Genomic DNA, 21,169 nt, shown 5'->3' on the forward strand with positions numbered 1-21,169 from the left:
GAGTCGCAATGCCCTATGTACCTGTAGCGCAGCTCAAAGATTATGTCGGCAAGGAACTGGGACGTTCCGAATGGCTCACCATCGACCAGGCGCGTATCAACCTGTTCGCAGAAGCCACTGGCGATCATCAGTTCATCCACGTCGACCCGGTCAAGGCCGCGCAAACACCGTTCGGCACCACCATCGCCCACGGTTTCCTGTCGCTGTCGCTGATGCCCAAGCTGATGGAAGACATCCTCATCGTGCCTGAAGGCCTGAAGATGGCGGTCAACTACGGCCTGGACAGCGTACGTTTTATCCAGCCCGTGAAGGTTAACTCCAGGGTCCGCCTGAATGTGACCCTCACGGATGTCACCGAGAAAAAACCTGGGCAGTGGCTGTTAAAAGCTACCGCCACCCTGGAAATCGAAGGCCAGGAAAAACCCGCTTACGTTGCCGAGTCGTTGTCGCTCTACTTCGTATAAGGCCGGGCCTGTGGTGAGGCAATAAACCTTGCCACAGTGTATGTAAATTTATGTATGAATCTCGCGGCTGCGGCATACTCGGCGCTCAATTATCCGGATCCCGCTATGCGCCCACTCGCTCCCCTTGCCCTTGCCCTGTTGCTCACCGCTTGCGGAGATGGCGAATCGCTGTTGCCGCCCGATGCGCGCCTGCCCGATGGCGGCCGCTACCGGGGCGATGTGGTCAATGGTTTGCTGCAGGGCCAAGGCCGTGTGGACTACCCCAACGGCAGTTGGTACGCCGGCCAGTTCGAAAAAGGCCAGTGGCACGGCCAGGGCGAATGGCATGGCAGCAATGGCGAGGTCTATAAAGGCCAGTTCCAGCAAGGCCTGTTCGACGGCCACGGCAGCCTGACCACCGCGGGCAGCAGCTACGTCGGCGGCTTCAAAAGCGGTCGACGCAACGGCGAGGGCACCCTCAAAGAGGGGCAAATGACCTATCGCGGCGAATTCAAGGATGACCAGTATTCCGGCCTCGGTCGCCTGGAGCTGGCCGACGGCAGCCAGTACCAGGGCCAGTTCGCCCACGGCAAGCCGAATGGCGAAGGCCAGCGCAACGACGACAGCGGCAACCAGTTCAGCGGCCACTTTGTGGATGGCCAGCTGGAAGGCAACGGCACATTCAACAGCGCCGACGGCGACATCTATGTCGGCCAGTTCAAGCAGAACCAGCTCAACGGCAAAGGCCGCTACGAAAACGCCGACGGCGACGTGTGGATCGGCCAATTCAAGGAAGGTGCCCTGAGCGGCAAGGGCGAACTGATCGGCATCGACGGCAGCCACTATGTCGGCCAGTTCAGCGAGTGGCGTTTCAGCGGCGAAGGCCGTTTGAACCTCACCGACGGCAGCTTTTATATCGGTGGTTTCGACAGCGACAGCTATCAAGGCAAAGGCACCCTGGTATTGACCGACGGCTCCGTACAGGCCGGCACGTGGGTCAATGGCATGCGCGTGCGTGACGCCGACGGCAAGCTGCTGCCCGACCCGCTGGAAACCGGAATACTGGCGCAAGGCCGCTTGCTCGATGCGGCTCTCGCGGCGGTGCCACCGTCTACCCCGGCAGTCGAGCTGTACACCCTGGTGCTGGCCGGCGACGGTAAACAAAGCGTGTTCCTGCGCGAAGCCGATTACGTCAGCAACATGCTCGCCACGCGCTTCGGTGCACGTGGGCAGATCCGCCTGGTCAACCACCGCGACCATATCGCCGACCGCCCGTTGGCCACCCGCGAAAGCCTGCGCCGCGCAGTGCAAACCCTGGCCGAGCGCACCGGGCCGGAAGACCTGGTGTTTATCTACATGACCAGCCACGGTACCCACGAACACGAACTGGTGCTCGACCAGCCGCGCATGGAGCTGGCCGACCTGCCCGCCGACGAGTTGGCCGCCGTGCTCGAACCGCTGAAAAACCGCGACAAGATCATCGTGATCTCCGCGTGCTACTCCGGTGGTTTTATCCCGGCCCTCAAAGACGAACGCACCTTGATCATGACAGCCTCCCGCGCGGATCGCGTGTCGTTCGGCTGCTCTGAGGAAGCGGACTTCACCTACTTCGGCGACGCACTGTTCGCCCAGGCTTTCAACCAGACCGACGATTTGCAGCAAGCCTTCAAACTGGCACAAGGGCACGTGGCCGAGCGCGAACAGGCGGACAACTTCGAAGCCTCCGAACCGCAGATCTGGGCGCCCAAGGGGGTGATCGCCCATTGGCAGTTATTACGCAAACAGCAGGCACGAAAGGCGCTCGAAAGCGTCTCTATGAATAGCAAGGAAGCCAAAGGCAACTAAGCTGTAATGTGTAACAAGGGGGAAACACCATGTACCTGACGCCTCAACATATCCTGCTCGCTGGCGCCTCCGGCCTGACCGGCGAACACCTGCTCGACCGCCTGCTCAACGAACCCACGGTGACCCGCGTTCTGGCGCCCAGCCGCAAGCCACTGGCCGAACACCCGCACCTGGAAAACCCGGTGGGCGACCCGGCCGTGTTCCTGCCGCAGCTGAGCGGCCAGGTCGATATCGCCTTCTGTTGCCTGGGCACCACGATCAAAAAAGCCGGCTCTGAAGCCGCCTTTCGCGCCGTCGACCTGGACATGGTCGTGGCGTTCGCCAAGCGTGCGCGGGAAATGGGCGCGCGGCACCTGATCGTAATCAGCGCGATTGGCGCCGACCCGAAATCCTCGATCTTCTACAACCGCGTCAAAGGCGAAATGGAACTGGCGCTCAAAGCGCAGGACTGGCCGCAACTGACCATCGTGCGGCCGTCGTTGTTGCTGGGTGAGAGGCTGGAACAGCGCCTGGCCGAGAAGCTGGCCGGGCCGTTGTCGCGCTTGATTCCGGGCAAGTACCACGGCATTGAAGTCTGTGAACTGGCCCGCGCCATGTGGCGCCTGGCGCTGGAAGAACAGGACGGCGTGCGCGTGGTGGAGTCGGATGAGCTGCGCAAGCTCGGCAAATAATTCTGCTGTGCCTTTAACGGCCTCATCGCAGGCAAGCCAGCTCCCACAGGGGAATGCATTCCAAAGGTGGGAGCTGGCTTGCCTGCGATGGGGCCAGTGCAGGCACCATCAAGCTAAAGACCGCCGGTTGCGTTAAACCCAACCCCCAACACCGTCAACACCGACAGCGGCAACAGCAGCGTGTCGAGCACCGCGCTGGCGGGCAGGTCCACATGCGGATAGCTCGGCGCCTCTGCGCCAAACCGGTCCCTGGCGCAACAGCCGCCGTTAATCGCATACAAATCCAGGCGCGTACCGGCATACACCACCGGCGCGCCGCGTTGCGCGGCATCCAGGGTGCGCGCCGTGGCGCAGCCCGTCAGTTGCAGCGCCAACAGCACCAGCAGCGCCTTATTCATCGCTGCTCAAATGGTGCTCGCCCCAACGCGGCAGCATGTCTTGAGGGATGTTCAGCAGATTGAGAATCCGCGCCACCACAAAATCCACCAGGTCATCAATGGTCTGCGGCTGGTGATAAAAGCCCGGCGAGGCCGGCAAGATTGTCACGCCCATGTTCGACAGCTTGAGCATGTGCTCCAGGTGGATGCTCGAATACGGCGCTTCGCGCGGCACCAGGATCAATTGGCGGCGCTCCTTCAAGGTCACATCCGCCGCGCGCTCGATCAGGTTGTTGCAGGCGCCCGTAGCGATCGCCGACAAGGTGCCGGTGGAGCATGGCACTACCACCATCGCCGCCGGCGCACCGGAGCCGGAGGCCACGGGCGACATCCAGTCCTCTTTGCCGTAGACCTTGATCTGCCCTGCCGCCGCACCGGTGTATTCGGTGAGGAAGGCCTGCATCATCTGCACCTTGGGCGGCAGCGAAACATCGGTCTCGGTGGCCAGCACCAATTGCGCAGCCTTGGAGATCAGGAAGTGCACCTCGCGGTCCTCGCGCACCAGGCAATCGAGCATGCGCAAACCGTACGGCGCGCCGGAGGCGCCGGTCATTGCCAGGGTGACGCGTTCCGGGCCGCTCATTTCAATGCCTCAGCCAGTTTGCCATGCAGGCCGCCGAAACCGCCGTTGCTCATCACCACCACATGGGTGCCGGGCTTCGCCAGCTGCTTGACGTGTTCAATGATGCCCTCAATCGAATCGCAGACAGTGGATGGCACGCTGCACAGCGCCGCAATCGCCGGCAGGTCCCAACCAAGATTGGCAGGCGCATACCAGACCACTTGGTCGGCATCGTTGACGCTTTCCGGCAACCCATCACGGTGCGCACCGAGCTTCATGGAGTTGGAGCGCGGCTCGACAATCGCAATGATCGGGGCATCGCCGACGCGCTTGCGCAGGCCATCCAGGGTGGTGGCAATGGCCGTCGGGTGGTGGGCAAAGTCGTCGTAGATGGTAATTCCATTCACGTCGGCGACTTTTTCCATGCGCCGTTTCACGCTTTTGAACGCGCTCAAGGCTGCAATGCCCATGGACGGCACTACGCCGACATGCCGCGCGGCCGCCAGGGTCACCAAGGCGTTGGCGACGTTGTGCTGGCCGGTCATGTCCCACTCGACAATGCCCTGGGCCTCGCCTTCGAACAGCACTTCAAATTTGGAGCCGTCTTCGCTGAGCAGTTTGACCTGCCACTGCCCGCCCGCGCCGGTGGTTTGCACCGGGGTCCAGCAACCCATGTCGATCACGCGCTGCAAGGCCGGCTCAGTGGTCGGATGGATGACCAGGCCTTCGCTCGGAATGGTGCGTACCAAGTGATGGAACTGGCGCTCAATAGCCGCCAGGTCAGGGAAAATGTCCGCGTGATCGAACTCAAGGTTGTTCAGGATCGCCGTGCGCGGGCGGTAGTGAACGAACTTGGAGCGCTTGTCGAAGAACGCGCTGTCGTATTCATCCGCCTCGATCACGAAGAACGGCGTATCGCCCAGACGCGCCGACACCGAGAAGTTTTGCGGCACACCGCCGATCAGGAACCCCGGGCTCATGCCCGCGTGTTCCAACACCCAGGCAAGCATGCTGCTGGTGGTGGTCTTGCCGTGAGTGCCGGCGACGGCCAGGACCCAGCGGCCTTGCAACACATGATCGGCCAGCCACTGGGGGCCGGAGACGTAAGGCAAGCCTTTATTAAGGACGTACTCGACCGCCGGGTTGCCACGGGACATGGCATTGCCGATCACCACCAGGTCCGGCACAGGGTCGAATTGCGACGGGTCGTAGCCTTGGGTCAACTCAATGCCCTGGGCTTGCAATTGCGTGCTCATGGGCGGGTAAACGTTGGCGTCGGAGCCCGTGACGTGATGGCCCAGCTCTTTGGCCAAAACCGCCATCGAGCCCATGAAAGTGCCGCAAATACCGAGAATATGAATGTGCATGGTTGACCTCGTAAAACATCGAGGCAGGTTAGCGCAGGGAGGGGGAAATCGCACCTTTTATGCGGCGGGCGGCCCAGTGAAGTGGCGGGTGAAGATCGCTGGCAGCGCGCGGAGCAGGCGAGGAATTAGAGGCGCTGTTGAAGCTGAAAGTGTTCACTCGGGGTGGTTGTTACTGTTTAAAAACACCGTAAGCAGCTGCCCCATTGATTGAGCAACTGCTTACAAACGGTGTCACTGGAACAACCCACTACACCGTGTACAACACGAGCGTCAGGACATTAAATACGCCTTTCACCAAAGGCCTCGCGACTGACAGAGGAGTCGATCAGGCCTGAGCGCTCTGCACCAGTTTGGTCGTATTGCGCGCTAGGCTGGCAGTCTCGCGGCTCTGCTCCTTTTCTTGCGGTGAAGGCGTTGGGACGGTGCCGGGATTAGCTTGAATGCCTTGATGCTCTTGTTGGGACTCGCTGAAAGAACTCCCATCTTTTATAGATACGCCCGAGTCTTGGCGAAGATCACGTAATGCCTGCGGGCTAACCGGAGTGAAGTCTTTCAGCTCAGTGCCGTACGGCGCCATTGTTTTAGGGTCCAAGGCGTACCACTTGCCGTTTCGGTTCGCCGCCAATACGGAAAACTCGGTACCCTTTTCGCCTAACGGCCGGTAAGTACCGTCGGCGATGGTTTGCTTGTAGCCACCTTGAGGGATATCCCAACTACCACTGCGCCCGCCGAGATGACGCACCTTGTCAAACAAGGAAACCTCAACGGACGGCAGTGATCTGACCACCGTCTTGCCCAGTTTAAATACGCCTTTCCCCGCGTCGTAAATACTTCCCAAAGGGTTAGCGGCCTTGATGCCTGCTTTAGTGAAGCCCTTAATAAAGCCCGACACCGATCCGATTCCCTTAGCCCCGATTTTTGCGCCCGCATACCCACCTTTTACACCAGGCACGACCAAGCCGAGAAAGTCGAGTAACCCACTAACCACCGCATCCTGCTTGTTGCCTTCAGTGGCATGTTTAATGACGTCATGAAAAGGGATGAGGCCCACAATGAAATTTTGCCAAAACTTCATTTGAGCCGCTTCCTTCTCTAACCTTGTTACCCCTTTGGCCGAGCTTTTGAAGGCGTTCGCCATGTCGCTGTAATAAGCACTGACCATCTTATTCAATTCGTCGGCTCTGTGGCCTGGCTGTGCCGCAGCAGGCGGTTCATGCACGGCACCCGATGAGACGAAGCCCATCCTCAAGGGGTAAATGTCATCGCCGACTTTCAAACCACGCCGGGCGTGTTCAAGAGGCCCGCGATGGACATGACTGGTGTCCACCAAGTTCCAAGCTTTAGTGCCCTTAAGCATCGGGTCATCTAATTTGGCAATCTTCCCCATCGCTGGCGAATACACGTACTTGACTAACGTTCCATCCAGATGGGTATCGAATAAAACAGCACCATTTTCGAAGAACCTTACTGCGGGTTGATCGCTGGCTTTTGGAAAAGAGGAATCCGTCTTGGGGCTAAAGTAGTTAGAAACAATACGACCCTGCTCGAATCGCTTGCGATCCTCGGGTGGCAACAGCGCCAAGTGGTGCTGGAACATTGCCGCCACGGCCTTGCTGGAACCCTCGCTGTATTTAGCGAATTCGTCTTCAAATTCCTGCTTGATATCCGGCAGCTTGGCAATGCCCTCACGCAATACATCGACAGGGTAGTTGACGCCGATAGGCCTCACTGTTTGACGGTGATGGTCACCGGACATATAAATTTCCAACAACGAATATTTAGGACCGTCGCCAAAAGCCCCAAGCGCTAAGGAGAGATTTTTTTCCTCAAAAAGAGGCGCGTAGCCTTGACCGAATACCCGCGTCAATTCAGCCAAGGCCAATTCTCGACGCGTCGGTATCGGGGCGGTCATCGCGCTCAAGGACGCGGCTAGGCCATCGACCTGCTTTTGCATGGCCGCAGATATACGCTCGATCGCTTCAGGGCTGTAATTGCCGTCCTTGCTTTCTTCAATAACACCATTGGCGATACCCCAGTCGATGACCGACGTCATTGCAGCACGCTGTGCCTGGTTATGCCCTGCGTCCGTAACGGGATCCAGCGAATTGCGTTGCATGATCTCGGCATAGGTACTCCCAGCCGATGACCCGGGAGTGTCCTGCTCACGGCGCGACACAGCCGCACTGAAGTTGGCCCATTGCTGTGAACCATAAACCAGGGTGTGAGGAACATCCTTGACCAGGAATTCCGGGGCAGACATCGCCAGCAACTGATAAGCCGCCACCCTGGCCATATTTCGGCCTACGCGGCCTTCAAGGTGCTCCTCAAAGCGTTCCACGATTTGCGCTGGCGAACGCCCCAAATTGTCTTGCTGACGCAAGTTGTACCCATTCAAATTGTCACGCTGCGATCCCGCCGCAGGGTCAGCCTCCAATGCCAACGCCGCGAGCAACGCTTCCTGCCCGCTGTTTTGGCTAGGCAGTGCGCCAATCGCCTCTTGCAGTTGCTCGCCCAAAGCACGGGCCTGAGGGGTATTGATCAAGGCTTTTAGAAACGCGCCAGGATCGGTGTCGGCCAGCTCCCGCATAGCCTGTGGAAGCGCACGGTCAAGGTAGCGAAACAGATTTGGAACATGCCCCTCGCGAGCAGCTGGGACCTGTGTTTGCTGGGCCTTCCAAGTGCTGACGGTTTCGACGATTTTTTTCTGAGCGTCCTCGCCCATCGGCAAGGGCTTGCTCAGCAATCCGCCATAGTTGGCTTCAGCCGGTGCACTCAAAGGCGCTGCGAACAACGCGAGTTCCAGGTTGGCAAGTGCCTCTGGTGTCGTTGGAGTTTGCAGGCCGTAGGCGTTCAGTAACTGCTTGAGGTTCATCGTTATGGGTTGCGCTTGCTCTGCGTTCCACAATACCGAATGCGGCGCGATCGCTACGACGATGGATTCAAGATCAGGTTTCGCGCCGGGCGCCTCAATCTGTTTTTTCAAAGCAGCGAGCATGTTATGCCGCGTTTCGGCTTCGCCCGTTTTACTTAAAATATTAGCGGGGACGTGGTTGTCAGGCAATGCCCTCGGCTCCGAGCCGTAAAACTGTTGGACCGCGTTCGATTCGACCGTGTTCTGCCCGGACGCATCAGGTTTAAAAACGTCATGACGGCTCAATCTGACATCAGGAGCAAATCGTTTAGCGATGACCATCAAGCTGTCGAACAACGCTTCACCGCCCGGAATACCGTTTATGTCGGGGGCGTCTGCGTTAATTTTTATCTTCCCGCCGTCAAACCAGATTTCACCTTTATAGGGATCAATATGAGTGAGCGCACCAAGTCCTCCAAAATGACTCTCCAAACGCTTGAATGCAGAAGAATTGATTAGAGAGTTCAGTGCTTCAAGCCACTGCCCCATTGTCGACTCTGACGGAACCGGCATGCGCATGCCTGCTGAAAGCTGCGCACTATTTTGCTTCAAACGCGCATCGGCTGACACTCGGGCCGCCTCAGTGTCGCGCGATGGCGTGTCGTCACTCATCTTGGACGGGGCGTCGTTCGCGTTACTGTTTGAGCGAGGAAAATCATTGGTTGCCGAGCCAACGCGCGGCACATATAAAGTATGCACAGTCATAGATTATCTCTTTCACGGTTTCGATAAGCGGCTCGCAAACGCACTGAAATAAACAGCGCGATGGACGGGCAACGTTTTATAAAGCCGGTCAAATTCAACGCCCATTAATAAGCGCCGTACTTCACGGCCAAACATTCGAACACCCCAAGCTGGCGAGCTATTTCAAATTCCTTATTAGATGAGCGCAGACCAGCCGGCCAGTAAACTAACCAGATAATGCTCGATTGTGAAAAGAGACAACCCCGGCCTCTCAACTTATTACGTGGCCCTCACCACCTAAACAGTTCCAAGGCAACCAACCTCAATACCAACTTTATAGATTGAATATAACTAACAGCCCTATAGAGCGCCGCTATCGCCAATACGCAACTCTTTAAGCTTATTCCTATACATCAATTAATTAATGCGCTCAGACGTTACAACCCCATGTTTTCGCAACTTGCGGTACAGCGTATTGCGACTGACACCGAGTTGCTCGGCGGTATGGGTCATGTGCCAATGGTGCTGCTCAAGCGCGCTCAACAACGCTTGGCGCTCTGCCTCGTACAAGGGCGACGCATCAGGCGTCGTGCCTGGCGCAGCCTTCGCCGTACGTATGACGGCCGGCAAGTCGTCCACTGCAACACGCCCGTCCTCCGCCAATGCCACCAGCGTGCGCAACACCATGCGTAATTGGCGCACATTGCCCGGCCAGCCATAGGCGAGCAGCGCCTCGCGTGCCGCCGACTCCAGCGTGACGGCCTGCCCCGCGGCCTCTTGGTCCAGTAAAAAGTCCAACAACTGCGATTTGTCGCTGCGTGCGCGCAGCGCCGGCAACGCGACTTCCAGGCCGTTAAGCCGGTAGTACAAGTCTTCACGAAAGCTGCCGGCCTGAACGCGCTCAAGCAAATTGCGGTGGGTGGCGCTGATGATCCGAACATCCACCGCCTGCGGTGCGCCGCCAATGGGCACGACCAGACGGTCTTCCAGCACCCTTAATAGCCGGGTCTGCATCGCAAATGGCATGTCGCCAATCTCATCGAGAAACAGCGTACCGCCGTCGGCCTGCTGTAATTTGCCGCGCATGCCCTCTTTGAGCGCGCCGGTAAAACTGCCGCCGCGATAACCGAACAGCTCGCTTTCAATCAGGCTTTCCGGAATGGCGGCGCAGTTGAGTGCAACAAAGGCCTTGTCGGCACGCTGACTGGCCTGATGCACGGCCTTGGCGAAGGCTTCTTTACCGCAACCGGTTTCGCCATTGATCAGCAGCGGCACGTCGCGTTCGAACACTTTCAGGGCCCTGCGAAAGTCCGTCTGCAGCGCGGGGTCGCCCAGGCAGATGCCCGGCAGACGTGGCGCCTCGGGCTTGGCAACCGGGGCCGCAAGGCTGCGCTGCTGACCACGCAACGCCGCGAACAACGGCCGGCCATCGCGCGTGCGCAGCGGCCAACTGGCGGTGGCATTGGCGCTGGCGCGGCCGAGCAACTGGTCGAGGGAACAGTCGAAAAACGCCTCCACCGGCAGCCCCAACAAACCATCGCGCGCCTGACCCAGCAGGTTCAGCGCGCTCTGGTTGACCGCACAAATGCGCCCTTCGCCGTCAAACGCCAGCAGCCCTTCGCTGAACAACCCCACCGACTCGGCTTGCAGATGGAAGCGCAGCAGCCAGTGATTTTCAAAATGACGCAGGAAGTAACAACTCTCGATCATCTTCGCCGACAGGTTCACCAGCGCCATGGTGTGGAACTGGCTCTGGCGCGACACCGCTTCGCGCGCCGACGACACGTCGAGCACCGCCAGCAATTCGCCATGCGGGTCGAACACCGGGCTCGCCGAACAGGTCAGCCCGGTATGGCGGCCGCGAAAATGCTCATCACGGTGAATGGTCACGGACTGGCGCTCCACCAGGCAGGTGCCGATGCCATTCGTGCCCTCGCACGCCTCGCTCCAATCGGCACCCAGCCACAGCCCGGCGCGCTCGAAAATCTTGCGCTCGGACGGCGCCGTCACACAGTTGAGGATCACCCCGCGCGCGTCGGTCAACAGCACCGCATGACCGGCGCCAGAGAGTTGTTGATGCAGACTGTTCATCTCACTGCCGGCGATGTGCAGCACCTGGTGCAGGCGCTCGCGGCTTTCCAGCAGGCGCCCGTGTTCGAGCACGGTGGGGGCGATGCTCAGCGCAGGGTCGAGGTGGTAATCCTCAAGACAGCGCAGCCAGGAGCGGGCGATGGACGGGTCGCTGCCGGGGCCTTGGGACAGGTCCTGCCCACGGGTAACGGTGAGGACTTGCTGGGCATGGCGACTGAAATGATCGTTGTGCATGTTCTTATTATTCTCCCTGCGTGAGAACGGCCAGCATCCCCCAGCCATCCGGCCATTGCAATCCCGGGGCGACTGGCCGGTCATGGGCTGTATCGGTTATGGCACAAACTGTCACTCACGCTGTATCAGCCTTGCCACAGCAACGCCTTGCAACACACCCCAACCCCCTGATTTTACTGGTCGGCAAGGCGCTGGCCCAACCTTTGCTCTACGCTTTACAAGCGCTTGCCGCGCTGCACTCCCAATAAACATAAGAGCCAGGAGATACCCACCATGCGTTACGCACACCCCGGTACTGAAGGCGCCATCGTTTCGTTCAAGGCCAAATACGGCAACTTCATCGGCGGCGAATTCGTTGCGCCGGTCGACGGCAACTATTTCACCAATACCTCGCCAGTCAACGGCAAGGCCATCGCCGAATTTCCGCGCTCCACCGCCAAAGACATCGATAAAGCCCTCGACGCCGCCCACGCCGCCGCTGACGCCTGGGGCAAGACCTCGGCCCAGGACCGCTCGCTGGTGCTGCTGAAAATCGCCGACCGCATCGAACAGAACCTCGAACTGCTGGCCGTTACCGAAACCTGGGACAACGGCAAGGCCGTGCGTGAAACCCTCAACGCCGACATCCCGCTGGCCGCCGACCACTTCCGCTACTTCGCCGGTTGCATCCGCGCCCAGGAAGGCACCAGCGCCGAGATCAACGAACTGACCGCGTCTTATCACTTCCACGAGCCGCTGGGCGTGGTCGGCCAAATCATCCCGTGGAACTTCCCGTTGCTGATGGCCGCCTGGAAACTCGCGCCAGCCCTGGCTGCCGGTAACTGCGTGGTGCTCAAGCCTGCCGAGCAAACCCCGCTGGGCATCAACGTGCTGATGGAATTGATCGGCGACCTGCTGCCACCGGGCGTGCTGAACGTGGTGCACGGCTACGGCAAAGAAGCCGGTGAAGCCCTGGCCACCAGCAAGCGCATCGCCAAGATTGCCTTCACCGGCTCCACGCCCGTGGGCTCGCACATCATGCACGCGGCGGCCGAAAACATTATTCCGTCCACCGTTGAGCTGGGCGGCAAGTCGCCGAACATCTTCTTCGCCGACATCATGAAAGCCGAACCCTCGTTCATCGAGAAAGCCGCTGAAGGCCTGGTGCTGGCGTTCTTCAACCAGGGCGAAGTGTGCACCTGCCCATCGCGTGCGCTGGTGGAGGAGTCGATCTACGACGACTTCATGAAAGTGGTGATGAAAAAGGTCGAGCAGATCAAGCGCGGCGACCCGCTGGACACCGACACCATGGTCGGCGCCCAGGCGTCCGAGCAGCAGTTCGACAAGATCCTGTCCTACCTCGAAATTGCCAAGGGCGAAGGCGCGCAGTTGCTGACCGGCGGTAAGGTCGAGAAGCTGACCGGTGATATGGAAGGCGGTTATTACATCCAGCCGACCCTGCTCAAGGGCACCAACGAAATGCGCGTGTTCCAGGAAGAAATCTTCGGCCCGGTGGTGAGCATCACCACCTTCAAGGACGAAGCCGAAGCCCTGGCGATTGCCAACGACACCGAGTTCGGCCTCGGCGCCGGCGTATGGACCCGCGACATCAACCGCGCCTACCGCATGGGCCGCGCGATCAAGGCGGGCCGCGTGTGGACCAACTGCTACCACCTCTACCCCGCGCACGCCGCGTTCGGCGGTTACAAAAAGTCCGGTGTGGGCCGTGAGACGCACAAGATGATGCTGGACCACTACCAGCAGACCAAAAACCTGCTGGTGAGCTACGACATCAATCCGTTGGGCTTTTTCTAACTCAAGCCTGTAACAGGCGACCAGTTCTCAACTTGAAATGCAATCAAGTGTGGGAGCTGGCTTGCCTGCGATGCAGGCACCTCGGTGTGTCAGGCACAGCTAGGTGATGCTATCGCAGGCAAGCCAGCTCCCACATTGGATCTTCGCAAGTACTTGCAACTCGCATTCGACCCAAAGAGGCCGAGTTAAAACAATAAAAATGGACGGTACTTTCCCATGCCCAGCGAACCCACTGGTTCTTCCGTCGACTTCGAAAAAGTCGGCACCGACTACTTCCAACAACGTGAACTGAAAAAAGGCGCCGCCGGCTGGGTGCTTTTGGTTGGCCTTGGCGTTGCCTACGTGATCTCCGGCGACTACGCCGGCTGGAATTTCGGCCTCGCCCAAGGCGGCTGGGGCGGCATGTTCCTCGCCACATTACTGATGGCCACCATGTACCTGTGCATGTGTTTCTCCCTGGCCGAACTGTCTTCCATGATTCCTACCGCAGGCGGCGGCTACGGTTTTGCCCGCAGCGCCTTCGGCCCCTGGGGCGGGTTCCTCACAGGCACCGCCATCCTCATCGAATACGCCATCGCCCCCGCCGCCATCGCGGTGTTTATCGGCGCCTATTGCGAGTCGCTGTTCGGCATTGGCGGCTGGATGATCTACCTTGCGTTCTACATCATCTTTATCGGCATCCACATCTTTGGCGTGGGCGAAGCCCTGAAACTGATGTTTGTGATTACCGCCGTCGCGGCAATTGCCCTGGGCGTGTTCCTGGTGTCGATGGTGCCGCACTTCAACGTCGCCAATTTGCTCGACATTCCGGTGACCGAGGCCAAGGGCGCCAGCACCTTCCTGCCGTTTGGCTACGTGGGCGTGTGGGCAGCGATTCCTTATGCCATCTGGTTTTTCCTCGCCGTTGAAGGCGTGCCGCTGGCTGCCGAAGAAACCAAAAACCCGAAACGCGACCTGCCCCGCGGCCTGATCGGCGCCATTGTGGTGCTGACCAGTTTCGCCCTGTTGATTCTGGTGATCGCTCCGGGCGGCGCCGGCACTTATGCGCTGATCAAATCGGGCAACCCGCTGGTTGAAGCCCTGGCATTGTCCTACGGCGGCTCGACCTGGATGGGCAGCTTCGTCAACCTCGTCGGCTTGGCCGGGTTGATCGCGAGCTTTTTCTCGATTATCTATGCCTATTCGCGGCAGATCTTCGCGCTTTCACGCGCGGGCTACCTGCCGCGCAAGCTGTCGCAAACCAACAAAAGCAAGGCGCCGGTGCTGGCACTGGTGATCCCGGGCATCATCGGCTTTGGCCTGTCGCTGACCGGCCAGGGCGACTTGCTGATTCTGGTGGCGGTGTTTGGCGCGACCATTTCCTATGTGCTGATGATGGCCGCGCACATCACCTTGCGCATCCGTCGCCCCAAAATGGACCGTCCATACCGCACACCGGGCGGCATTTTCACCTCCGGCGTCGCCCTGGTACTGGCCTGCGTGGCCGTGGTGGCGGGCTTTCTGGTGGACCCGCGCGTCGTTATTGGCGCCGCGATCATCTATGGAGTATTAATTGCTTACTTTGCTTTCTACAGCCGGCATCACTTGGTAGCAGGCACGCCCGAAGAAGAGTTCGCGGCGATCCAGGCCGCAGAGGCCGCCTTGCACTGATAGCCGTAAACCTCGACGCGGGCGCCTTACTCACAGCCTGCCCGCGTCGCCAAGGAGACACTGTATGGCAAGTTTTTCCCACGCGGTGGGTGCACAGACCTACCGCTTCGACAGCCTCAAGGACGTGATGGCCAAGGCCAGCCCCGCACGTTCCGGGGACTTCCTCGCCGGTGTCGCCGCGCAAAACGACGGCGAGCGGGTGGCGGCGCAGATGGCGCTGGCGAACATCCCGTTGAAACACTTCCTCGAAGAAGTGCTGATCCCCTACGAAAGCGACGAAGTCACCCGCTTGATCATCGACACCCACGATAAACAGGCGTTTAGCGTGGTCAGCCACCTCACCGTCGGCGGCCTGCGCGACTGGCTATTGAGCGACGCGGCCGACGAACATTCCCTACGCGCCCTCGCGCCCGGGCTGACACCGGAAATGGCCGCCGCTGTCTCCAAGATCATGCGCGTGCAAGACCTGGTGCTGGTGGCGCAGAAGATCCGCGTCGTCACCCAGTTTCGCGGCACCATGGGCCTGCGCGGGCGGCTCTCGACGCGCCTGCAACCCAACCACCCCACCGATGAACCGGCCGGCATTGCCGCGAGCATTCTCGACGGCCTGCTCTACGGCAACGGTGACGCCATGATCGGCATCAACCCGGCCACCGACAGCATCGCCTCGATCTGCGCCATGCTGGAAATGCTCGACGCGATCATCCAGCGTTACGAAATCCCAACGCAGGCCTGCGTGCTGACCCACGTCACCACCTCCATCGAAGCCATCAACCGTGGCGTGCCGCTGGACCTGGTGTTTCAGTCGATCGCCGGCACCGAAGCCGCCAACGCCAGTTTCGGCATCAGCCTCAGCGTGCTGCAGGAAGGTTACGACGCGGGCTTGAGCCTCAATCGCGGCACCTTGGGCCAGAACCTGATGTATTTCGAAACCGGCCAGGGCAGCGCCTTGTCGGCCAACGCGCACTTTGGCGTCGACCAGCAAACCTGTGAAACCCGCGCCTATGCCGTGGCCAGGCATTTCAAGCCGTTCCTGGTCAACACCGTGGTCGGGTTTATCGGCCCCGAGTACCTCTACAACGGCAAACAGATCATCCGCGCGGGCCTTGAAGACCACTTCTGCGGCAAGCTGCTCGGCGTGCCGATGGGCTGCGACATCTGCTACACCAACCACGCCGAAGCCGACCAGGACGACATGGACACCCTGCTGACCCTGCTGGGTGTGGCCGGGATCAACTTCATCATGGGCATCCCCGGGTCCGACGACATCATGCTCAACTACCAGACCACCTCGTTCCACGACGCCTTGTACGCCCGCCAGACATTGGGGCTTAAACCGGCGCCGGAGTTCGAACAGTGGCTGGCGAAAATGGGCATCTTCACGCAAGCCGACGGCAAGGTGCACTTCGGCAAAAGCCTGCCACCGGCGTTTCGCCACGCCTTGGCGCAATTGGGATGAAGGAGCCGCCCGTGCACGTCGAACCGCTTGAAACCACGCCCGATAACCCGTGGCTGGAACTGCGCCGCCTGACCCCGGCGCGCATTGCCCTGGGCCGCACCGGCACCAGCATTCCCACCAGCGCGCAGCTGGATTTTCAGTTCGCCCACGCCCAGGCGCGCGACGCGGTGCACCTGCCTTTCGACCACGCAGGCCTCAGCGGCCAAATGGCCGAGCGCGGCCGCGAAAGCCTGTTGCTGCACAGCGCCGCCGTCGACCGCCATATGTACCTGCAACGCCCGGACCTCGGTCGGCGCCTGAGCGATGAGTCGGCGCAAACCCTGCGCGACTACGCCGCCGCCAACCCGGGCGGCGTGGATTTGGCCGTGGTGGTCGCCGATGGTTTGTCGGCGCTGGCCGTGCATAAACACACGCTGCCGTTTCTGACACGCATGGAAGAACAGACCCACGCCGAAGGGTGGTCCTTGTCGCCGGTGATCCTGGTCGAGCAAGGCCGCGTGGCGGTAGCCGATGAAGTCGGCCAGTTGCTCGGGGCCAGGATGGTAGTGATCCTGATCGGCGAACGGCCAGGGCTCAGCTCGCCGGACAGCCTGGGCCTGTATTTCACCTACAACCCCAAGGTCGGCCTCACCGACGCTTACCGCAACTGCATCTCGAATGTGCGCCTGGAAGGCTTGAGCTACGGCATGGCCGCGCATCGCCTGCTTTACTTGATGAAAGAGGCGTGTCGCCGGCAGCTGTCGGGGGTCAATCTCAAGGACGAGGCGCAGGTTCAGACGCTCGAGTCGGATGACCCTGACCTGATGAAGGGCAATTTCCTGCTCAGCTCACCGGATGACTGATCGCTGCATGATTGCGCTTTTTCGCGACGTTAGGCAGCATCCAGTCACGGCCGCTTGTGTGGTCATTCCCCCTTTGGAAGTTGAGGCCTGGCATGCGGATTACTCAAGCGACCCTGGAACACCTGGACCTGTTGACTCCGCTCTTCGTCAAATACCGCGAGTTCTATGGGGCGCTGCCGTTCCCGGACTCGTCGCGGGCCTTCCTGGAAAAGCGCCTGCGGCGCAAGGAGTCGGTGATTTACCTGGCGTTGGCCGATGATGACGACAAGCGACTGCTCGGGTTCTGCCAGCTGTACCCCAGTTTTTCGTCGCTGTCGCTCAAGCGCGTGTGGATCCTCAACGACATCTACGTGGCCGAAGATGCCCGCCGGCAGCTGGTGGCAGACAACCTGATGCGCACGGCGAAGAAGATGGCCAAGGAAACCCAGGCCGTGCGGCTGCGGGTATCGACCAGCAGTGACAACGAGGTGGCGCAGAAGACCTACGAGTCGATCGGCTTTCGTGAAGACACGGAGTTCAAGAACTACGTGCTGCCGATCAGCGAGGATTGAGAAAACACCGCTGCCCTCTGTGGGAGCTGGCTTGCCTGCGATAGCGCAATGTCAGTCAATACAAGGCTGGCTGATGCTCCGCCATCGCAGGCAAGCCAGCTCCCACCTTTAGAATAGCGTCACCTTTAATATTGATTTGGCCGAAATACCAGCGACATCCCCCGCTACAAAACCAACACGCTTTTCACCTCCCAATCCGTATAATGCGGACCTTTCAGGGTTGTAAGAAATGCGGCATACGCTTGTAGCCTTATTACCCGTAGCCCCCGCACTGGCCTGCTGAGCCGGGCCATTCACACAGGTGCCATCCATGGATTTCAACCCGCTCGACCTTATCCTGCATCTCGACGTGTACCTCGACATGCTGGTGAGAAACTACGGAGTGTGGATTTACGCCATTCTGTTCCTGGTCATTTTTTGCGAAACCGGGCTGGTGGTCATGCCCTTCCTGCCGGGCGATTCCCTGCTGTTCATCGCCGGCGCCATCGCCGCAGGTGGTGGCATGGACCCAATATTGCTGGGCGGCCTGCTGATGTTGGCGGCGATCCTGGGCGACAGCACCAATTACGTGATCGGGCGAACAGCCGGGGAACGCTTGTTCAGCAACCCGAACTCGAAAATCTTCCGCCGCGACTACCTGCAAAAAACCCACGACTTCTACGACAAGCACGGCGGCAAAACCGTGACCCTGGCGCGCTTCCTGCCTATCCTGCGCACCTTCGCGCCGTTCGTCGCCGGCATCGCCAAAATGCCGTACGCGCGTTTCTTCGGCTTCAGCGTGTTTGGCACCATCCTCTGGGTCGGCGGCCTGGTGACCCTGGGTTACTTCTTTGGCAACGTGCCGTTTATCAAGAAAAACCTGTCGCTGCTGGTGGTGTTCATCATCCTGCTGTCGCTGGTACCGATGATCATCGGCGTGTTCCGCAGCCGCTTTGGCCGCAGCTCCTCCGAAGCCAAGCCGCAGTAACCGGCGATGTGGTCCCTCAGCGCCTGGCGTCGCCGGCGCCTGCTGGCCAAGCACCCGATTGCCGATGACACGTGGCAACGGGTGCGTCACCACCTGACCTTCCTCGACGGCATCACTGCCGAGCAAGACCAGTGGCTGCGCGAAGCCTGCGTGGTGTTTCTCGCCGAAAAACACCTCACCGCCCTGCCCGGCGTCGACCTGCACCAGGAGCACCGCCTGCTGCTCGCCGCCCAGGCCCAATTGCCGCTGATGAACCTCGGCGACCTTGACTGGTACCAGGGTTTCCACGAAATCGTGCTATACCCCGACGACTTCTTGAGCCCGCAGCGCCATCGCGATGCCAGCGGCGTCGAGCACGAGTGGGACGGCGAACACAGCGGCGAAGCCTGGCAACAGGGCCCGGTGATCCTTGCCTGGCCGGGCGTGCTGGCCAGCGGTCAGTGGGAAGGCTACAACCTGGTCATCCACGAACTGGCGCACAAGCTCGACATGCTCAACGGCGACGCCAACGGCCTGCCGCCGCTGCACAGCGACATGCGCGTGCAGGAGTGGGCCAGCGTCATGCAGAGCGCGTTTGATGACCTCAATCGCCAACTCGACGCCCACCCGAATATAGAAACCGAGATCGACCCCTACGCCGCCGAAAACCCGGCCGAGTTTTTTGCCGTCACCAGTGAATACTTTTTCAGTGCCCCGGATTTACTGGTCAGCACTTATCCACAGGTGTACGCGCAGTTGAGCCACTTCTATCGCCAGGACCCGTTGGCCCGCCTGCACCAACTGCAAGCCAGCGACGCCCGCTACCAGACTGAACGCCACGCGCCGTACGACGTCTGACGCATGGCATCGGCGTCAGAATACGCCTATAATCGCCGCCACTTTTAGGCCAATCCGGCCATGTTTCATGGCCAACTACGGGGGCAACGCCCAATGAGCTACAGCAAGATTCCGGCTGGCAAAGACCTGCCGAACGACATCTACGTCGCCATCGAAATTCCGGCCAACCACGCGCCGATCAAATACGAAATCGACAAAGACAGCGACTGCCTGTTCGTTGACCGTTTCATGGCCACCCCGATGTTCTACCCGGCCAACTACGGTTTCATCCCGAACACCCTGGCTGACGACGGTGATCCCCTCGACGTGCTGGTTGTAACCCCTTACCCGGTGACCCCAGGCTCGGTTATCCGCGCACGCCCAGTCGGCATCCTGAACATGACCGACGACGGCGGCGGCGATGCCAAAGTTATTGCGGTGCCACACGACAAGTTGTCCCAACTGTACGTGGACGTGAAGGAATACACCGACCTGCCGCCACTGCTGCTGGAACAGATCAAACACTTCTTCGAGAACTACAAAGACCTCGAAAAAGGCAAATGGGTAAAAATCGAAGGCTGGGGCAACGCAGACGCCGCCCGCGCCGAGATCATGAAGTCGGTCGCTGCCTACAAAGGCTGATACCCGCTCCTCATTGCCCCGGCAATCAAAAAAGCCCCGATCATTCGGGGCTTTTTTTGTGGGAAAAATTAAACGCCAAGTTCAACGTTTAAGGCGCAGCGTTCAACCAACTTATAAAACTGACAACTCAGGCTACAACTAAGCAAACTCCTACACGCGCAATTCAACGCATGGTTTATTTGATGAGGTTTCCCGGCCAGTAAACTCTGCGTTTATGAATACATCAGGTGATCGACTAAAAGCACTCCTGCGGGAAGTTCATCTTTCCGCTTCCGACTTCGCCAAGAACCGCGGTGTCACGCCTCAACACGTGAACAACTGGTTCAAACGCGGCGTGCCCATGGGCCGACTCAACGAGATCGCAGAACTGCTGTGCATCTCCAGCCGTTGGTTGCGCACCGGCGAAGGCCCCAAACACCCACCGGCCAACTTCCTGCTCGAAGGCCACGACACAAGGAACGTGATCCCCATCCGCGAAGACGCGGGCAAATACCTCACAGGCCCCTCCTGCCCTCCCGAAAAAAACGACGTGGAAATCCCCCTCCACCCCACTTTCACTTCAACCGAGCGCATCCGCGTCTCCCTGCACACCCTCAACGCATTAAACGTAAACCCCGACCGCGCCATCGGCGCCTACATGGTCGACAACAGCATGACCGACATCATCCAGCAAGGCGCCACCCTCGGCATCGACAGCGGCCGCAGCCAGCTCATCGACGGTGAAATCTACGCCGTCGAACACGACGGCATGCTGCGCATCAAATACCTCTACAACCGCCCCGGCGGCGGCCTGCGCATGCGCAGCCACAACGCCAGCGAACACCCGGACGAATACCTGACACACGAGCAACGCTTCGAACAGAACTTCCAGATAGTGGGTTGGGTGTTCTGGTGGTCCACCCTCAACAACCGCCGCCCACCGGTGCCACTGGATGAGCATTTATTAGGCTGGGAAGGCTCTAAATCGGACCCGGAGGTAGGCATTTAAGGTGAATGTGGGTATCATGCCGCCCACATTTGGCAGGGGGTGGCTTTGCGCTATCCACCCTGCTCGGCGAAGCGGAGGAGTTCCCGCGGATGCCCCTACTATTCAGCCCGACGCAACGTGGGCTGAGCGATTTGAAGGCTGGCGAGGTTTGTCAAAAACAAGCTGAAGCAGTCCCCGAGAAGCCGGCCACAAGCCGGCTTTTTAATGCCCGTAAC

The 21,169-nt window shown here is 59.9% G+C and carries 17 protein-coding genes; 12 read left to right on the forward strand and 5 right to left on the reverse strand.

All coding sequences use genetic code 11. The annotated features are described in order from the left end of the window. Positions 1–8 precede the first annotated feature (8 nt). The 3 genes from WBB95_RS26410 (at position 9) to WBB95_RS26420 (ending at position 2,959) form a co-directional block, all read left to right on the forward strand. Positions 9–464, forward strand: coding sequence for a MaoC family dehydratase (locus WBB95_RS26410; RefSeq protein ID WP_424490252.1), 456 nt, complete (start codon positions 9–11; stop codon positions 462–464). Positions 465–569: 105 nt separating this feature from the next. After that, positions 570–2,288: a C13 family peptidase gene (locus tag WBB95_RS26415; RefSeq protein ID WP_424490253.1), complete on the forward strand. Its 1,719-nt coding sequence runs from the start codon at positions 570–572 to the stop codon at positions 2,286–2,288. 29 nt (positions 2,289–2,317) lie between these two features. Beyond that, positions 2,318–2,959 carry an oxidoreductase gene (locus WBB95_RS26420; protein WP_424490254.1) on the forward strand — a complete coding sequence of 214 codons (642 nt, stop codon included), beginning with the start codon at positions 2,318–2,320 and terminating at the stop codon, positions 2,957–2,959. A 113-nt stretch (positions 2,960–3,072) separates the two neighbouring features. Here WBB95_RS26420 and WBB95_RS26425 read toward each other — a convergent pair whose 3' ends face one another. The 5 genes from WBB95_RS26425 to WBB95_RS26445 form a co-directional block, all read right to left on the reverse strand. Beyond that, positions 3,073–3,357 (reverse strand): YceK/YidQ family lipoprotein, encoded by a 285-nt coding sequence (locus WBB95_RS26425; protein WP_424490255.1) that lies wholly within the window; start codon positions 3,355–3,357, stop codon positions 3,073–3,075. Next, a complete protein-coding gene (ubiX, locus tag WBB95_RS26430; RefSeq protein WP_424490256.1) occupies positions 3,350–3,979 on the reverse strand; it encodes a flavin prenyltransferase UbiX in 630 nt (209 codons plus the stop codon). The genes WBB95_RS26425 and ubiX overlap by 8 nt, the downstream gene beginning before the upstream one ends. Then, on the reverse strand, positions 3,976–5,325 hold the full coding sequence (gene mpl / locus WBB95_RS26435) for a UDP-N-acetylmuramate:L-alanyl-gamma-D-glutamyl-meso-diaminopimelate ligase (RefSeq protein ID WP_424490257.1): 1,350 nt from the start codon (positions 5,323–5,325) through the stop codon (positions 3,976–3,978). The genes ubiX and mpl overlap by 4 nt, the downstream gene beginning before the upstream one ends. A gap of 325 nt (positions 5,326–5,650) precedes the next feature. Next, the gene (locus WBB95_RS26440) at positions 5,651–8,941 is read right to left on the reverse strand and encodes a hypothetical protein (protein ID WP_424490258.1); all 3,291 of its coding nucleotides are present in this window, start codon (positions 8,939–8,941) and stop codon (positions 5,651–5,653) included. Positions 8,942–9,337: 396 nt separating this feature from the next. Further along, complete coding sequence (locus tag WBB95_RS26445; protein WP_424490259.1) at positions 9,338–11,245, reverse strand: sigma-54-dependent Fis family transcriptional regulator; 1,908 nt, start codon at positions 11,243–11,245, stop codon at positions 9,338–9,340. A 273-nt stretch (positions 11,246–11,518) separates the two neighbouring features. Here WBB95_RS26445 and exaC point away from each other — a divergent pair, with 273 nt between their 5' ends. From exaC to WBB95_RS26490, 9 genes are all read left to right on the forward strand, one after another. Further along, positions 11,519–13,039 carry an acetaldehyde dehydrogenase ExaC gene (gene exaC, locus WBB95_RS26450; protein ID WP_424490260.1) on the forward strand — a complete coding sequence of 507 codons (1,521 nt, stop codon included), beginning with the start codon at positions 11,519–11,521 and terminating at the stop codon, positions 13,037–13,039. A 216-nt stretch (positions 13,040–13,255) separates the two neighbouring features. Beyond that, positions 13,256–14,689, forward strand: a complete 1,434-nt coding sequence (eat, locus tag WBB95_RS26455) for an ethanolamine permease (protein WP_145162522.1) — start codon at positions 13,256–13,258, stop codon at positions 14,687–14,689. 64 nt (positions 14,690–14,753) lie between these two features. Further along, complete coding sequence (locus WBB95_RS26460; protein ID WP_424490261.1) at positions 14,754–16,148, forward strand: ethanolamine ammonia-lyase subunit EutB; 1,395 nt, start codon at positions 14,754–14,756, stop codon at positions 16,146–16,148. Then, positions 16,145–16,990, forward strand: coding sequence for an ethanolamine ammonia-lyase subunit EutC (gene eutC, locus WBB95_RS26465; protein ID WP_424490262.1), 846 nt, complete (start codon positions 16,145–16,147; stop codon positions 16,988–16,990). The genes WBB95_RS26460 and eutC overlap by 4 nt, the downstream gene beginning before the upstream one ends. Before the next feature lie 92 nt (positions 16,991–17,082). Then, positions 17,083–17,541, forward strand: coding sequence for a GNAT family N-acetyltransferase (locus tag WBB95_RS26470; protein ID WP_017136027.1), 459 nt, complete (start codon positions 17,083–17,085; stop codon positions 17,539–17,541). 310 nt (positions 17,542–17,851) lie between these two features. Next, positions 17,852–18,508: a DedA family protein gene (locus WBB95_RS26475; RefSeq protein ID WP_424490263.1), complete on the forward strand. Its 657-nt coding sequence runs from the start codon at positions 17,852–17,854 to the stop codon at positions 18,506–18,508. Positions 18,509–18,514: 6 nt separating this feature from the next. After that, the gene (locus WBB95_RS26480; RefSeq protein WP_424490264.1) at positions 18,515–19,345 is read left to right on the forward strand and encodes a zinc-dependent peptidase; all 831 of its coding nucleotides are present in this window, start codon (positions 18,515–18,517) and stop codon (positions 19,343–19,345) included. A gap of 93 nt (positions 19,346–19,438) precedes the next feature. Further along, on the forward strand, positions 19,439–19,966 hold the full coding sequence (ppa, locus tag WBB95_RS26485; protein WP_003237090.1) for an inorganic diphosphatase: 528 nt from the start codon (positions 19,439–19,441) through the stop codon (positions 19,964–19,966). Positions 19,967–20,180: 214 nt separating this feature from the next. Beyond that, positions 20,181–20,954 carry a LexA family transcriptional regulator gene (locus WBB95_RS26490; protein ID WP_424490265.1) on the forward strand — a complete coding sequence of 258 codons (774 nt, stop codon included), beginning with the start codon at positions 20,181–20,183 and terminating at the stop codon, positions 20,952–20,954. Positions 20,955–21,169: the final 215 nt, after the last annotated feature.

This window comes from Pseudomonas sp. (assembly GCF_049645325.1).
Taxonomy (GTDB): domain Bacteria; phylum Pseudomonadota; class Gammaproteobacteria; order Pseudomonadales; family Pseudomonadaceae; genus Aquipseudomonas.